This is a genomic window from Algoriphagus algorifonticola, from assembly GCF_007655305.1.
GTDB lineage: Bacteria > Bacteroidota > Bacteroidia > Cytophagales > Cyclobacteriaceae > Algoriphagus > Algoriphagus algorifonticola.
The window spans coordinates 46,785-60,957 of sequence record NZ_VLOG01000041.1; the positions used below are offsets into that span (position 1 = coordinate 46,785).

General features: G+C 40.0%; 15 protein-coding genes. 3 read left to right on the forward strand and 12 right to left on the reverse strand.

All coding sequences use genetic code 11. From position 1 onward, the window contains the following. Positions 1 to 9: 9 nt before the first annotated feature. Entirely contained in the window at positions 10 to 1,101 is a 1,092-nt protein-coding gene (locus FL972_RS10400; protein WP_144605332.1) for a serine hydrolase domain-containing protein, read from the forward strand. Positions 1,102 to 1,105: 4 nt separating this feature from the next. Here the strand turns inward: FL972_RS10400 and FL972_RS10405 are convergent, their stop codons facing one another. From FL972_RS10405 to FL972_RS10415, 3 genes are all read right to left on the reverse strand, one after another. Further along, positions 1,106 to 1,501, reverse strand: coding sequence for a response regulator (locus FL972_RS10405; protein ID WP_144605333.1), 396 nt, complete (start codon positions 1,499 to 1,501; stop codon positions 1,106 to 1,108). Between the two features lie 165 nt (positions 1,502 to 1,666). Beyond that, positions 1,667 to 3,295, reverse strand: a complete 1,629-nt coding sequence (groL, locus tag FL972_RS10410) for a chaperonin GroEL (RefSeq protein WP_144605334.1) — start codon at positions 3,293 to 3,295, stop codon at positions 1,667 to 1,669. Between the two features lie 36 nt (positions 3,296 to 3,331). Further along, complete coding sequence (locus FL972_RS10415) at positions 3,332 to 3,610, reverse strand: co-chaperone GroES (RefSeq protein WP_091655179.1); 279 nt, start codon at positions 3,608 to 3,610, stop codon at positions 3,332 to 3,334. 426 nt (positions 3,611 to 4,036) lie between these two features. On the opposite strand from FL972_RS10415, the gene FL972_RS10420 reads away from it, so the two are divergent. Further along, the gene (locus FL972_RS10420; RefSeq protein WP_091655180.1) at positions 4,037 to 4,747 is read left to right on the forward strand and encodes a hypothetical protein; all 711 of its coding nucleotides are present in this window, start codon (positions 4,037 to 4,039) and stop codon (positions 4,745 to 4,747) included. Positions 4,748 to 4,758: 11 nt separating this feature from the next. Here the strand turns inward: FL972_RS10420 and FL972_RS10425 are convergent, their stop codons facing one another. The 9 genes from FL972_RS10425 to FL972_RS10465 form a co-directional block, all read right to left on the reverse strand. Beyond that, positions 4,759 to 5,688: a sterol desaturase family protein gene (locus FL972_RS10425; RefSeq protein WP_144605335.1), complete on the reverse strand. Its 930-nt coding sequence runs from the start codon at positions 5,686 to 5,688 to the stop codon at positions 4,759 to 4,761. Positions 5,689 to 5,832: 144 nt separating this feature from the next. Next, a complete protein-coding gene (gene secG / locus FL972_RS10430) occupies positions 5,833 to 6,192 on the reverse strand; it encodes a preprotein translocase subunit SecG (protein ID WP_144605336.1) in 360 nt (119 codons plus the stop codon). A gap of 10 nt (positions 6,193 to 6,202) precedes the next feature. Further along, the gene (locus tag FL972_RS10435; RefSeq protein WP_144605337.1) at positions 6,203 to 6,949 is read right to left on the reverse strand and encodes a hypothetical protein; all 747 of its coding nucleotides are present in this window, start codon (positions 6,947 to 6,949) and stop codon (positions 6,203 to 6,205) included. A 31-nt stretch (positions 6,950 to 6,980) separates the two neighbouring features. Beyond that, on the reverse strand, positions 6,981 to 7,520 hold the full coding sequence (gene lptE / locus FL972_RS10440; protein ID WP_144605338.1) for an LPS assembly lipoprotein LptE: 540 nt from the start codon (positions 7,518 to 7,520) through the stop codon (positions 6,981 to 6,983). Next, positions 7,504 to 8,799 carry a sigma-54 interaction domain-containing protein gene (locus FL972_RS10445; RefSeq protein WP_144605339.1) on the reverse strand — a complete coding sequence of 432 codons (1,296 nt, stop codon included), beginning with the start codon at positions 8,797 to 8,799 and terminating at the stop codon, positions 7,504 to 7,506. The genes lptE and FL972_RS10445 overlap by 17 nt, the downstream gene beginning before the upstream one ends. After that, entirely contained in the window at positions 8,796 to 10,274 is a 1,479-nt protein-coding gene (miaB, locus tag FL972_RS10450; protein WP_144605340.1) for a tRNA (N6-isopentenyl adenosine(37)-C2)-methylthiotransferase MiaB, read from the reverse strand. Before miaB ends, FL972_RS10445 begins: the two co-directional genes overlap by 4 nt. Positions 10,275 to 10,359: 85 nt before the next feature. Continuing rightward, positions 10,360 to 11,460: a DNA polymerase IV gene (gene dinB / locus FL972_RS10455; RefSeq protein ID WP_262710899.1), complete on the reverse strand. Its 1,101-nt coding sequence runs from the start codon at positions 11,458 to 11,460 to the stop codon at positions 10,360 to 10,362. Then, complete coding sequence (locus FL972_RS10460) at positions 11,450 to 12,685, reverse strand: anthranilate synthase component I family protein (protein ID WP_186300102.1); 1,236 nt, start codon at positions 12,683 to 12,685, stop codon at positions 11,450 to 11,452. The genes dinB and FL972_RS10460 overlap by 11 nt, the downstream gene beginning before the upstream one ends. Positions 12,686 to 12,741: 56 nt before the next feature. After that, positions 12,742 to 13,464 (reverse strand): YceI family protein, encoded by a 723-nt coding sequence (locus FL972_RS10465; RefSeq protein WP_144605341.1) that lies wholly within the window; start codon positions 13,462 to 13,464, stop codon positions 12,742 to 12,744. 125 nt (positions 13,465 to 13,589) lie between these two features. Here FL972_RS10465 and FL972_RS10470 point away from each other — a divergent pair, with 125 nt between their 5' ends. Beyond that, positions 13,590 to 14,111 (forward strand): gamma carbonic anhydrase family protein, encoded by a 522-nt coding sequence (locus tag FL972_RS10470; protein ID WP_144605342.1) that lies wholly within the window; start codon positions 13,590 to 13,592, stop codon positions 14,109 to 14,111. Positions 14,112 to 14,173 lie beyond the last annotated feature (62 nt).

The following is a 14,173-nucleotide window of genomic DNA, read 5'->3' on the forward strand; positions in this document are numbered from 1 at the left end:
GATTTCCACATGATAAAATTCAAGTTTTTCAAAGCCCTGTTACTGAGCGGGGCTTTTTTTCAATTGGTAACTGGCTTGGTTCAGGCACAGTCATCATCTCTATATTTTCCACCGATCGATTCTGATGATTGGGAGAAAATTTCCCTTCAGCAAGCAGGTCTTGATCAAGGTGAAATGGGTGAATTTTTGAATTGGCTGAGTGAAACAGATACCAGAGCTTTTCTGATTTTAAAAGATGGAAGGATTGTCATAGAAGAGTATTGGGGCAATAAACTGACAGGATTGGGTCAGATGGATGCTAACTCTTATTGGTATTGGGCTTCTGCCGGCAAAACTCTTACTGCTACTTTGATCGGAATAGCTGAAGAACAAAAACTAATAAAACTCAAAGATAGGTCTCAAAAATACTTGGGGACAGGCTGGACCTCATTAAGTCAAAAACAGGAAAAGAAAATACGTTTGATTCATCACCTTACTATGACTACAGGCTTGAATGATCAAGTTTCAAATTTAGATGATACTTCTCCTTCCTCTTTCCAGTATTTGGCAGATCCCGGTAAGCGTTGGGCTTATCATAATGCTAGCTATACTGTTTTGGAAAAGGTGATAAATGAAGCTGCGGGAATGGATATGCAAGAATACTTTCGGATAAATATTGGAGATAAAATTGGGATGAGGGGGTTTTGGCAAAAAAACGGTCAAAATAATGTTTTCTTTAGTACACCTAGGAGCATGGCAAGATTTGGTCTTTTGCTTTTAGCTGAAGGTAATTGGGATGGAAAGATATTTTGGAGTAGTAAATATTTCCAAGACATGACCCAATCTTCTCAGCAGATGAACCCCAGTTATGGATACCTAACTTGGCTGAATGGTCAAAAATCATATTTATTACCCGGAGGTCAGTCTAGATTACCGGGAAGTTTGATCAAAAGTGCTCCTGATGACATGTATCAGGCAATGGGGAAAAATGGTCAGTTTCTGATGGTTGTTCCATCAAAAAACTTGGTGATTGTCAGAATGGGTGGGGCCCCAGGCAACCTTCCTGTCCCTTTTTTATTGGCAAGACAAATTTGGGATAGGCTAGGACCTATATTAAAGTAAAAGCTTAGTCTTTGGAATCGTTTCTTGAAAGTTGATAGTTGATTTTCTCCATGGTTAGTGGTTTTTCGATAAATCCACTAACTACTTCATAATCCATAGCCTTTTGCCTATCCTGAAAATCAATGGAGCTGGAAAGGATGACTATTTTATCTTTTCTTTCCGGAAATTTTTCAAGATAAAAATTCAAAAACTCCCATCCGTTCATAACGGGCATGTTAATGTCCAAAAAAATCATGATTTGTTGGTCTGTTGGGAGTTCGGCTATTGCAATTAAAGCTTCTTCACCTTCTAGAAACTGGTAAATGTGCTTTGATAGATCCGTCTTTCCTAACAGCCGTTTATTGATCAGATTGTTTATCGGATCATCGTCCACAAGAAAAATCGCTTCGAAATGGATCATGTTGGCAAAAGTAACTAATCAGGCTGTATATAGCCCAAAATACAATTATTCCTACTGTCAGAAAAAACTTTAGGAGCCTTTTTTCAAAAATGATTTTACAGGCACTCAAAATCAGGACAATAAAAAAGGAGGCTTCAGCCTCCTTTTCAATTATTTGGGGTTGAATTACATCATTCCACCCATTCCTCCGCCGCCCATTGGAGGCATTGCAGGACCATCTTCTTTTACGTCTGCTACTACACATTCGGTAGTCAAAAGCAATGCTGCGATAGAAGCCGCATTTTCCAAAGCAAGTCTGGTTACCTTAGTTGGGTCGATAACACCCGCTGCGAATAGATCTTCATATTGATCAGTTCTAGCATTGTAACCATAGTTTCCTTTGTTTTCTCTGATCTTATTGATTACTACAGACGGCTCGCCACCTGCGTTCAATACGATAGTTCTCAAAGGAGACTCAATTGCTTGTCTGATGATATTGATACCAGTGTCTTGGTCTTCGTTGGATCCTTTCAAATCTGCCAAAGCATCAATAGCTCTCACAAGAGCTACACCACCACCTACTACTACACCTTCTTGTACAGCAGCTCTGGTAGCATGCAATGCATCATCTACACGGTCTTTCTTCTCTTTCATTTCTACTTCTGTTGCAGCACCGATATATAGGATAGCTACACCACCAGAAAGTTTAGCAAGTCTTTCCTGCAACTTCTCTCTGTCATAGTCAGAAGTAGTTTTTTCAATTTGAGCTTTGATCTCAGCGATTCTACCCTTGATTGCATTTGGATCACCAGCACCGTTTACTACAGTAGTGTTGTCCTTGTCGATGTTGATTTTCTCAGCACGACCCAACATATCAACAGTAGCATTTTCCAATTTGAAACCTCTCTCTTCAGAGATTACAGTACCGCCAGTAAGGATAGCGATGTCTTCCAACATTGCTTTTCTTCTGTCACCGAAACCAGGAGCTTTAACAGCAGCCACTTTCAGAGCACCTCTGATTTTGTTTACTACTAGAGTTGCCAATGCTTCTCCGTCTACATCTTCAGAAATAATAACCAAAGGTTTACCGGACTGTGCAACTGGCTCCAATACTGGAAGCAATTCTTTCATGGAAGAAATCTTCTTATCATAAATCAAGATATAAGGAGATTCCAATTCAGCTTCCATTTTCTCAGTGTTGGTCACAAAGTATGGAGAAAGGTAACCTCTGTCAAACTGCATACCTTCTACAGTTTTAACTTCAGTTTCAGTTCCTTTTGCTTCTTCTACAGTGATTACACCGTCTTTTCCAACTTTGTCCATCGCATCAGAAATCATCTGACCGATTTCTTCGTCGTTGTTAGCGGATACAGTAGCTACCTGAGCAATTTCTTTAGAGGTAGAAATCTCTTTGGAGTTTTCTTTCAATCTGGCAACCACAGCAGCTACCGCCTTGTCAATACCTCTTTTCAAATCCATTGGGTTGGCACCCGCAGCAACGTTTTTGATACCTACGTTGAAAATTGACTGAGCCAAAACAGTTGCAGTCGTAGTACCGTCACCTGCGTTATCAGCAGTTTTGGAAGCTACTTCTTTCACCAACTGAGCGCCCATATTTTCGATAGGCTCTTCCAATTCGATTTCTTTTGCTACAGATACACCATCTTTAGTAATGGTAGGTGCACCGAATTTTTTATCAATGATTACGTTTCTTCCTTTTGGACCAAGCGTAACTTTCACAGCGTCTGCCAAAGCATCAACGCCTTTTTTCAGTCTGTCTCTTGCGTCTGTATCGAAAAATAGTTCTTTAGCCATTTTCTTGATTTTTTAGTGTTTGTTCTTGTTGAATGATTAAAGGATCGCGAAAATGTCAGATTCTCTCATGATAAGATAATCTGCACCATCTACGTTGAGTTCAGTTCCGGAATACTTTCCGTACAAAACAGTGTCTCCAACTTTTACAGTCAAGGGCTCATCTTTTTTACCATTGCCAACTGCTACTACGGTTCCTCTTTGAGGCTTTTCCTTGGCAGTGTCCGGGATGTAAAGACCGGATGCGGTTTTCTCTTCAGCTGCAGCAGGTTCTACTAGAACTCTGTCCGCAAGAGGTTTGATGTTCACTTTTGACATAGTTATGAAATTGTTTAAAGGTTAGATTAAAATTCTATACTCCCTAATGAGCGATTCCTGTGCCAAGGGAGTTTTTCATGAAAAGTCTGACAAATCGGCTACATCCTGTCAGGTAGAGGACTGCCAATTCGAATTTTGAGCTACTTTTTGTCTGCCAAAATTTCCAAAAATGCTGGATAAAATGTCAGAATTCTGTAAATTTTGGTAAACCTATGTTGCCTATGAAATGCCCATGAGGAAAAATCTCACACAACTTGTCCCGAACTTGTTTCGGGAGAGGGATGATTATCCTGGGCATTCCATCTGACCTCTAAAAAACAAATTATAAACAGATGAAATCGAGCACGACCCAAAGTGACACACAGAGAGACGATTATAATTAATGCGAAGATTCCATCTGACCTCTAAAAAACAAATTATAAACAGATGAAAACATTGTCGAAAAACTGGATGACAGAAGGGCTGATTGATTTCGAGTATAAGAAGTATCAATTGTTAGCCTATTTGCAGGAAACAGAAAAGCAGTTTAAAGCGGTTCGCCTGTATCCGCATCTAGGGGAGTTGATTGAGCATCATCGAAACCTCAATGAGTTTAAATCCGGGAAAAAGTCTATCTCTGACTTCTTTCCCAAGGCTCTTTCACATGTGGATTTGAAGCAAGTTAAACTTCACTACAAGGACCTGGAAAAAGAAGATCAGGTGCTGCAGGAGGTTAACCAAATTGCGGATTTCGCATTGCCCAGCATTGAGAAAAAAATCGTGGAAGGAAGAAATATCTATGATTATGTAGAGGATCAAGTGGAGTTTGAACCAGTAGGAATTCAGCCGATTTACAACAGGGAAGGCTTTGTTTTTCTGACAAGAGAGAAAGACTCTGATGTCTATGCATACAGGTATAAATCCAGTTTGCTCCAACTTGCAGGAGAAAAATTCCGAAGTATCAGCTTATGGCTTTTGGGTGTTTTTCAGAAAACCCTTGTCAAGACATTGGAAATGCTCAAACTTGAATTAATCCGGGAGGTAAAAGAATTGCCCAATCCAGCTACTTGGAGAATGCACTCCCACCAGGCTTTTCCCATTGATGAAACGTTGATACCTATCAGTAAAAGGCTATTGCTTCAAAAAGTCAATTCATAAAAAAAGGAGGCCTAACTGGCCTCCACTAATTCTTCTTTTTTGTCTATTTTCTTTTCCACGGGAACCAACTTTTTCTCCCTATTGGCAATTACCTCAGCGCCAGGCTTGTCAAATAATATTCTCCAGGCTTCTTTAAAGCTTTGAGCTTTTCTTAAGTCTGAGAAAATATCTCTCCATTCATGAAATACTAAATAAATGGGATTGTAAGAAGTTACCGGCTTGGTAATTCCATAATTAGGTCTTTCGCCTTCCGGCATGAAAGTGCCAAACATTCTGTCCCAAATAATGAAGGTTGAACCGTAGTTTTTATCCAAATAATGCTCGTCACTGGCGTGGTGAACTCGGTGATGGGAAGGAGTGGTGAAAATGAATTCAATTACCGGGTGAAGTTTTTTGATGTATTCTGTATGGATCCAGAACTGATAGAGAACGGCTATCTGGTGGCAAATGAAGAATACAAATGGATCAAAACCCATGAACATCACAGGGAAAAAGAAAATGATTTTAATATGCTGTGTCCATCCCAAACGGAAGGAAACGGATAAGTTATACTTGGATGAATTGTGATGGGTAATATGTGTGGCCCACCAGAATCTCTGCTCATGCGCAACTCTATGCGCCCAATACCTGGCAAAGTCAATTGCGATAAAGCAAAGGATAAAAGACCACCAAGTCGCTGGGATTTTGAAAGGGGAGATGTTGTAGAAGAACAAAGCAGAACCAAAAGTGGCCAATTTTATCATTGCGCTGATGCCCACATTTACAAAACCAATAGTGGCTGCCGCAAAGAAATCTTTGGCATCGTATGAATCTTTCTTTTGATACCAGCTAATTCCCCATTCTAAGAATACCAGAAAAAACATGATCGGAGCCGCCCATAAAATGAGATTAGGCCAGCTTTCTAGATTAAGATCCTCCACTCGGAGTGTTTGATTATTCATAAAGGATAATTTGGTTGAAGCAGCAGATTTAAAGAACGGTGATTAGCTATCCGCTGAAAAAACGCTTATCTACTAAATTAAATAAAAAAGTCCGCCTTGTAAAGGCGGACTCTAAATATATTCTTAAATGGTCTTAATTTTCCATTATTGGTTGGAACTGCTGTCCGGAGTGGTAGTCTCTGCTGGAAGAACGCTTTCACCCTCGGTATCTCCAAATGCCGGAGCAACTACTTGCTGCTTTGCACTTTCAATATTTGGTGATGCAAACTGATTTGGCTGGCTTCCAGTATAGAAAGCTGAAGATGCCAAGGAAAGAACCAAAATTGCCATTGCCAATACCCAAGTGGCTTTTTCAAGTACATTTCCTGTACGAGTTACACCCATGATTTGGGAAGCACTTCCACCGAAAGCTGCCCCAACTCCACCTTTAGAATTTTGTCCTAAAATCACAAGGATCAAAAGAACAGCTAAGATTAGGATAATGGTGATTAATAAGGTAAACATATGTTTTTAATTAAGATTTTTTCAGATTTTCAATCAAGTCCGCAAAGTAAGCCCTTTTATCCGGAAACTTCAAACTCAATTTCTTATAAATTTCAATGGCTTTTGCCTGTTTATCTTGCTTTACCAAGAGTTTGGCAAAAGATTCTGAAATCAGATTGTCATTAATTTTAGTGCTTTCTGCAGCAAGGTTTTCTGTATTTTGATTGGCCTCGATTTCTTTAATGGTAGCCAGCTTGATATCCTTTTTGCTGAACGCCTTGATCAGGTCAATTTGTTCCTGCTTTTTGGAATCGAGAATTTGCTTCTTCTCTTTCTTTTTGATCGTTTCGATCAAATCTTCTCCCGCTCCCGGTCTTTTTACTCGCTTTTTAGGCTTTTCAGGGCTTTTTGGCTTCTCAGGTTGGGGGACAGTACCTTTCAATTGATCACCCAATGCTTTTAAAGACTGGGTTCTGCTCGCTTGATCAGGTTTTTCAGGCTGGTCTTCCGGAAGAAGATCGTCTTTTCTGGAGCCTATATCGTTTGCACTTATTTTTTGCTCTATTAGTTTTTTCAACCAAATCCTATCCGGACTGGTGATTGCAGCCATTCCCAAAGCGCTGGATTTGGATTTCTTTTGAAATTCATACCTGGCTATCAAAACATGAGGGATTTGAAAATAAGGAAAGTTTTCCTGCACCTTCTTCAATTGGAGGATATCACTCTTCTCCAAGGAGTCGGCTTTTTGGATTATTTCTTGAAATTGGCTGGCGTTCACTTTCTGGCTTTTGGGTGAAAATATAGAAAATTTACCAATTTGCTACAGTTGCAGTGAATACATCCTGTATGATGTTTTTGAAAATTTCCTCGATTAACTGACTTTCTACATCCAATAGGGTAGTAGTTCTCGGGTCATAATCCTGAAAAAAGGAAAAACTTCTTTTGAGGTTTTCCTCTTCATTGGTCAAGTTGATATAATCTACTTCCACAGCAATGGTTAATCGCATTTGCCCCGCTCTATCTGGTAGATTTGGGTTGCCACTCGAAACAGCCGATTGTGGCGTCAAGGTGTAGCGCTTAATTGCACCGGAAAACTGAAGATCTCCATTGCTCCTTACTAATTCCAGTTGGGTATTTCTCTGATAATATTCTTTCAGACTTTCTGTAAATAGCTGCTCCATATTTGCCGGACCACCACCAGAATCATTGAAAAAATTATCAACAGAGAATGTCTTCACCAATTCATAATTAATGTTGGTTCCGGTAAAACTGTATTTGACCGAGCAGCTTTGGAATAATAGAAAAATCAATCCTAGTACTAGGCCAAGATTCTTATTGATCAATTTCATATTGCTTGATTTTTCTGTAAAGGGTCCTTTCAGATATTCCCAAATCGCTTGCCGCATACTTTCTTTTATTGTTATGCTTTCTTAACGCCCGAAGAATCATTTCCTTTTCCTTTTTCTCCAAAGAAAGTGAATTGTCATCTTCTTCGTGAATGATATCTTCAATTGCTTCTTCCTCGTATTCATCGGTATCTACAGAAGAAGGCTTCTGAGATTCTAGTACCAGAGGAACATTGTAATTGGGACTGTTGTCGCTTTTGTTTTCAGCAGGAGCTAAATTGCTCTCCATATCCTCAAATAGTCCGCTGTGTTTTTGAATTATACTTTGGTTTAAACCACCGCTTTGATAAGACTCTAATACCAATTTTTTGAGCTCATTCATGTCCTTTTTCATATCAAAAAGAACCTTGTACAGAATATCTCTTTCTGAAAAGTCCATCCCTTCGCTTTTGCCCTGATTATTTGGGAGGGTCATTGGGAGGCGGGAATTTTCTGCTGGTAAATACCTGGATAAAGTTTCTGCATCTACCTCTCTTTGCTCTTCCAAGAGAGAAATTTGTTCAGCAATATTTTTCAACTGCCTGATATTTCCAGGGAAAGGATAGCGCATCAATAAGGTTTGTGCCTGCTCGTCCAGAGAAATAGGCTTAACATGGTATTTTTCAGAAAAGTCAGAGGTGAATTTTCTAAAAAGTAAAACCACGTCCTCGCCACGCTCTCTCAAAGGGGGGACATAAATTGGAACTGTATTTAACCTGTAGTAAAGGTCTTCCCGGAATTTTCCTTTTTCTACTGCCTTTAATAAATTGACATTGGTGGCAGTGATGACGCGGACATTCGTCTTCTGAACTTTGGAAGAACCCACTTTAATGAATTCTCCATTTTCTAAAACCCGAAGTAATCTCGCCTGTGTTCCCAATGGCATTTCTCCGATTTCATCCAAGAAAATAGATCCTCCGTCTGTTACCTCGAAATAGCCTTTTCTAGCTTCATGAGCTCCGGTAAATGATCCTTTTTCATGACCAAATAATTCAGAATCAATAGTTCCTTCCGGAATCGCTCCGCAGTTGATCGCGATAAACTTTCCATGCTTTCTGGTAGAAATGGAATGGATGATTTTTGAAAAACTCTCCTTACCGCTCCCACTTTCTCCGGTAATCAAGACCGTCATATCTGTAGGGGCAGCCTGCATTGCTACTTGAATGGCATGGTTCAGTAGGGGACTATTACCAATGATTCCAAACCGGAGTTTGACGCTATGTATCTCTTGGGCTGTGATCATGCAAAGCTTGGATTTACTTCCAAAACTTCTCCAAACAGTGTTGCAGGCGAGCAGTCTGTAATTTTTACTTTGACATAGTCACCCATTTTCAATCCTGAAGCTGGCACAATGACTACCTTATTTGCGGAATTTCTTCCCTTTAGCTCATCCTGAGACTTTTTGGAAGTTCCTTCTATCAAAATGATTTGTTCTTTCCCTAAATCCAGCTTGTTTCTTTCAAATGAAATCTGACTTTGCTTAGAAATGATTTCTGCCAACCTTCTTTTCTTGACATCCAAAGGAATGTCATCTTCATATTTCTTGGCTGCTAGAGTTCCCGGTCTCTCAGAATAATAGAACATGTAGGAAAAGTCATATTTCACAATATCCATCATGGTCAGGGTATCCTGATGCTCTTCTTCAGTTTCGGTACAGAAACCTGCGATCATATCAGAAGATATGCCACACTCTTCACCAAGGATTTCACGGATAGCCTGCACTCTATTCAAATACCATTCTCTATCGTAGGTTCTGTTCATAAGTTCAAGAACCCGGCTGTTTCCTGATTGAACAGGCAAGTGAATGTATTTACAGATATTGTCGTACTTTTTAATGGTATACAACACCTCATCAGTAATATCCTTAGGGTGGGAGGTAGAAAATCTTACTCTCAAAAGAGGACTCACTTTGGCGACCATCTCCAACAAATTAGCAAAATTGACCACTTCTGTGACATCACCTTCTTTTTTATTGAGACGCGCTTTGTTATTTTCTTCAGGAGACCATTTGTAAGAGTCCACATTTTGACCTAAAAGTGTGACTTCTTTATAACCCTTATTAAATAGATCCTGAGCTTCTGCAACAATAGAATGTGGATCCCTGCTTCTTTCTCTTCCACGAGTAAATGGAACCACACAAAAGGAACACATGTTGTCACAACCTCTCATGATAGAGATGAAGGCCGTCACTCCGTTGGAATTTAACCTTACTGGAGCAATATCCGCATAGGTTTCTTCCCTGGATAAAAAGGTATTTACCCCTTTTCTTCCATCCTCAGCAGCATTGACCAAGTTAGGCAGGTCCCGGTAAGCATCCGGACCGACAACTACGTCTACTATTTTTTCTTCCTCAAGTAATTTATCCTTCAGACGCTCAGCCATACAGCCTAAGACGCCAATAGTCATCTCAGGCTTATGCTTTTTTACAGCATTGAAGTGATTCAATCTGTTTCGGACTGTTTGCTCGGCTTTTTCACGGATAGAGCAGGTATTCAAAAAGACCACATCAGCCTGCTGAAAATCCGAAGTTGTATCGTATCCATTCTCTTTCATGATGGAAGCCACGATTTCTGAGTCAGAAAAATTCATCTGACAGCCATAGCTCTCAATGTAGATTTTCTTGGATTTACCGGTATTTTCCTCAACGGTGGTTTTATAATCGACTGCTTGCGCCTCTTCTCCAGTGATAATGTCGATATCTTTGATCAGTTGGTCCATGTAGTATTTTGAATCTTAAGGGATGCGAAATTAACAAAAAGCGGACAAAATGGCAGATTTCTTAACGATATTTATTCATAAGTGTTTATTCAAAAGGAATCCTCAATTGCTCTCCAAAATGCGTCTGTTCTTCTGTAATATTGAGGTTGGAAACTCCCAAGCCCAGTAAGCGCACCGCTTTGGGGATTTCTTCCTGATAAAGTAATTCCTTTGCTATCTCCCAAATCAGTTCTTTTTCAGGATATTGTTCCAAAGTTTTACTTCGGGTTTGCTGGGTAAAATCAGAATATTTCAGTTTCAAAGTAATCGTTCTGCCTTTGACTCCGGACTTCTCCAGCCTTCGTATAACTTCTTCAAAAATTGGAAAAAATTGTTCTTCCATTTCCTGAACCGTAATCAAATCCCGGTCAAATGTATTTTCTGCGCTTAGAGATTTTCGGATTCTATGAGGCTGAACCTCGGAGAGATGGATTCCTCTCACAATGTTATAATAATGTAAGCCTGATTTTCCGAATTTTTTGGTTAAAAACTGCAAGGAAAAGTCCTTGAGATCTTTGCCGTTATGAATCCCGAGTTTTTGCATCTTTTCGGTGGTGACCTTCCCAATTCCGAAAAACTTCCCAATAGGTAACTTTTCTAAAAATTCTTCAGCTTCTTCCGGAAGGATGACCGCTTGCCCATTTGGCTTATTGAGATCAGAGGCGATTTTCGCCAGAAATTTATTGTAAGAAACTCCAGCGGAGGCATTCAAGCCGGTTGCCTCTTTGATTTTTGACCGGATTTGCCTCGCTATTAGAATGGCGGACTTGATGTCTTTTTTATTTTCTGTGACATCCAGAAAGGCTTCGTCCAAGGAAAGGGGTTCTACCAAATCTGTGTATTCGTAGAAAATCTCACGAATTTGATGAGAAATCTCGCGGTATCTATCAAATCTGGCTTTGGCGAAAATCAGATGAGGGCACTTTCTTGCAGCCAATACGGAAGACATGGCCGAGTGAATTCCATATTTTCTCGCCTCATAACTGGCAGCAGCTACTACGCCACGAGCGGCATTTCCACCAACTACCAGCGGTTTGCCTCTCCATTCCGGATGATCCAACTGCTCCACTGAAGCATAAAAGGCATCCATATCCACATGGATGATTTTTCTGATTTTGGTTTGCTCTATGCTGTTTTCAAGATCCACGTAATACCTCTAAAAGCGCGCTGGCTTTGAGCAGGCATTCTTCGTATTCCTGCTCTGCTTCTGCATCAATGGTGATGGCGCTACCTACTGCAAAATACAGTTTCTTAGTTTCTAAATCAGCAATGATGCTCCGGATAATGACTGAAAAATCGAAATCTCCGTTTTCCTGAATTATTCCCAAAGCTCCGGAAAACCAGCCTCTTTGGAAGTTTTCAAATTTTTCGATCAATTCCATTGTGCTGATTTTTGGCGCACCAGTCATACTCCCCATAGGGAAGGTCGCCTGAAGAATCTCATTCAGGCCTGTTTTTGGTAAAAGCTCCGATTGAACAGTACTGATCATCTGATGAACTTTCGGAAAGGAGTATACTCCAAATAGTTCAAGTACATGAACAGATCCAATCAGAGAGACTTTAGATAGATCATTGCGCATCAAATCGGTGATCATCAGATTTTCTGCTCTTTCTTTTTCGCTTTGAAGAAGAATTCTTTTGTTAGCTTCATCTTCCTCTTTATTCTTTCCTCGTTTGGAAGTTCCTTTGATGGGCTGGGCAATCAATCTGGATGCTTCTTTTTTCAAGAAACGCTCAGGAGATGACGAGATTAAGTATTTGTTCTTAGATTTAAAAAGCGCAGAGAATGGCATCGGTGAAAGTTCCATGAGTTTAAAAAAGCTGCCAGCTGGGTCCAGTTTCTCGAAAGAAGCTTGATATGCCATGCAATAATTCATCTCATAAGTATTCCCTTCAATGATTTCATTTTGAATTGCCTGAAAAGCATGGATGTACTCCTCTTTCGAAGTCAAAGCTTGAACCTCAATAGGGACAGAGTCAAATTTTGTATTTGCCCCTTCCAGAGACTTTTCCGGAAGAGCTTGGTTAGAATAGATTTTGTCTTCGTCCCAGGTAATTCTGAGTTCAGCTTTGAAAAAAGTTAGATCAGGAACTTTGACTAAAATAGGGTTCTTGCTACTGAGTTTTTCCAGCTGATTTTTGTAATCGTAGGAAATGATCCCTGCTGCAGGATAATTTGAATGTTCCCATAAAGAACCTTTCTCTAGAGCAGTGTTACCTGCCAGAATTTGATCCGGAAAAGTGCCCTCGGGATAGTCATGCCCGTTTCCGAAGGTAAGGCAATAAAAAGCATAATTCTGGTCAATCCATCTGATCAGCTTTTCAATGACTTGATCCGATTGGATGGGATATTCAAAAAGGTCGTTTTTCACAGGTACAAAAAAAAGAGGAATTCGATCGAATTCCTCTTTTTATGATTAATTTCTGATTAGTTAGCTGTTACGTCCAACTGCAAAGAAACAGTGTTATAGATAAACTGATCTTTTGCTTTGTCTACTGCATTAGCTTCGTCACCATAAGATAGTCCCCAAGCTGTTCTGTCAATGTTGAATCCGGCTTTTGCTATTACTGCACCATTTTCTACAGTTACAGCTGCAGGGAATTTGATGTTTTTGGTAGTTCCTCTCATGGTCAAGTTACCGCTAATCCAATGAGTTGGGTTTTCCGGAGAAAGCTCAGAAGCTGCCTTGGGAGTGTTGTCAGTCTCGAATTGCTCCTGGTCTGCAACCATGTCACCAGCGGCAAATGGTTCTACGTCTGTGATTTCAAATGTTGCTGTTGGATAGTTTGCAGCATCAAAGAAATCAGCGGACTGCAAGTGTCCCCAAAGTTTTCCGTAATCTTCAGAGCCATCTTCCAAATCTTCGATTTTCAATCCTGTGATGTCGAAAGTGAAAGATCCACCTGTGATTTCTGAACCTTGAACAGTCAAAGTACCAGTTGTAGCAGGAATTTTACCGAAATGCTGGCCTGCAGGCTTGTAACCTCTCCAAGCGATAGAAGTAGAGGCAGGATCCAAGGATAGTGTAGCTCCTTCACCTTCAGCTACTTCCTGAGCATCGGTAGTTTCTACTGTGTCACCTGGTTTGCTACAAGCGAATGTAATCATTGCAGCGGCTAAGAATAGTCCGGTTTGTTTGATAAACTTCATAATGGTTTGATTTAGTTTCTTTATTTGATGTATATACACGGAAACTCAAAATTGATTAAAAAGTTCACAGAGTTCAAAAAAAATTATCAATTTTTGTTTTTGAGTCAAACAAAAGCCCGCAAGTGATGAAAGCATTGATAATGGAAGTGAACGGTAAATCTCCACAAATGGGGAAGGAATGTTGGTTGGCACCTAATGCTACCTTGGTAGGAGATGTGATCATGGGAGATAATTGCACAGTATGGTTTAATGCTGTAATTCGTGGAGATGTTCATGAGATCAGAATTGGAAATGATACCAATATTCAGGATGGAGCAGTAATTCATTGTACCTATAAAAAAGCTGGTACATATATAGGTAATAGGGTTTCCATTGCCCATAATGCCATTGTTCATGGATGTACTATTCATGACGATGTTTTGATCGGAATGGGGGCTGTGGTGATGGACGGAGCTATTGTGCATTCGGGTGCCGTGATAGCGGCTGGAGCAATCGTGTTGGCCAATACGGTCGTTGAGCCAAACAGTATTTATGCGGGCATGCCAGCCAAAAAAGTAAAAGATACCGGACCTGAAATGTTGGAAGTTATTGAGCGTACTGCCAAAAATTATCCCATGTACTCTAAATGGTTTTCAAAAAATGAGTGAGTTAACCGGATTTTTTTGATTTGGATCATTTTTAAAAGTGGCTGATTTTCTTACTTTTAACA

Bases quoted from the DNA above. Each gene is read 5' to 3' on its own strand.
- FL972_RS10400 (WP_144605332.1), top strand. From the start codon at position 10: ATGATAAAATTCAAGTTTTTCAAAGCCCTGTTACTGAGCGGGGCTTTT.
- FL972_RS10405 (WP_144605333.1), bottom strand. From the start codon at position 1,501: ATGATCCATTTCGAAGCGATTTTTCTTGTGGACGATGATCCGATAAAC.
- groL (WP_144605334.1), bottom strand. From the start codon at position 3,295: ATGGCTAAAGAACTATTTTTCGATACAGACGCAAGAGACAGACTGAAA.
- FL972_RS10415 (WP_091655179.1), bottom strand. From the start codon at position 3,610: ATGTCAAAAGTGAACATCAAACCTCTTGCGGACAGAGTTCTAGTAGAA.
- FL972_RS10420 (WP_091655180.1), top strand. From the start codon at position 4,037: ATGAAAACATTGTCGAAAAACTGGATGACAGAAGGGCTGATTGATTTC.
- FL972_RS10425 (WP_144605335.1), bottom strand. From the start codon at position 5,688: ATGAATAATCAAACACTCCGAGTGGAGGATCTTAATCTAGAAAGCTGG.
- secG (WP_144605336.1), bottom strand. From the start codon at position 6,192: ATGTTTACCTTATTAATCACCATTATCCTAATCTTAGCTGTTCTTTTG.
- lptE (WP_144605338.1), bottom strand. From the start codon at position 7,520: ATGAAATTGATCAATAAGAATCTTGGCCTAGTACTAGGATTGATTTTT.
- FL972_RS10445 (WP_144605339.1), bottom strand. From the start codon at position 8,799: ATGATCACAGCCCAAGAGATACATAGCGTCAAACTCCGGTTTGGAATC.
- miaB (WP_144605340.1), bottom strand. From the start codon at position 10,274: ATGGACCAACTGATCAAAGATATCGACATTATCACTGGAGAAGAGGCG.
- FL972_RS10465 (WP_144605341.1), bottom strand. From the start codon at position 13,464: ATGAAGTTTATCAAACAAACCGGACTATTCTTAGCCGCTGCAATGATT.
- FL972_RS10470 (WP_144605342.1), top strand. From the start codon at position 13,590: ATGAAAGCATTGATAATGGAAGTGAACGGTAAATCTCCACAAATGGGG.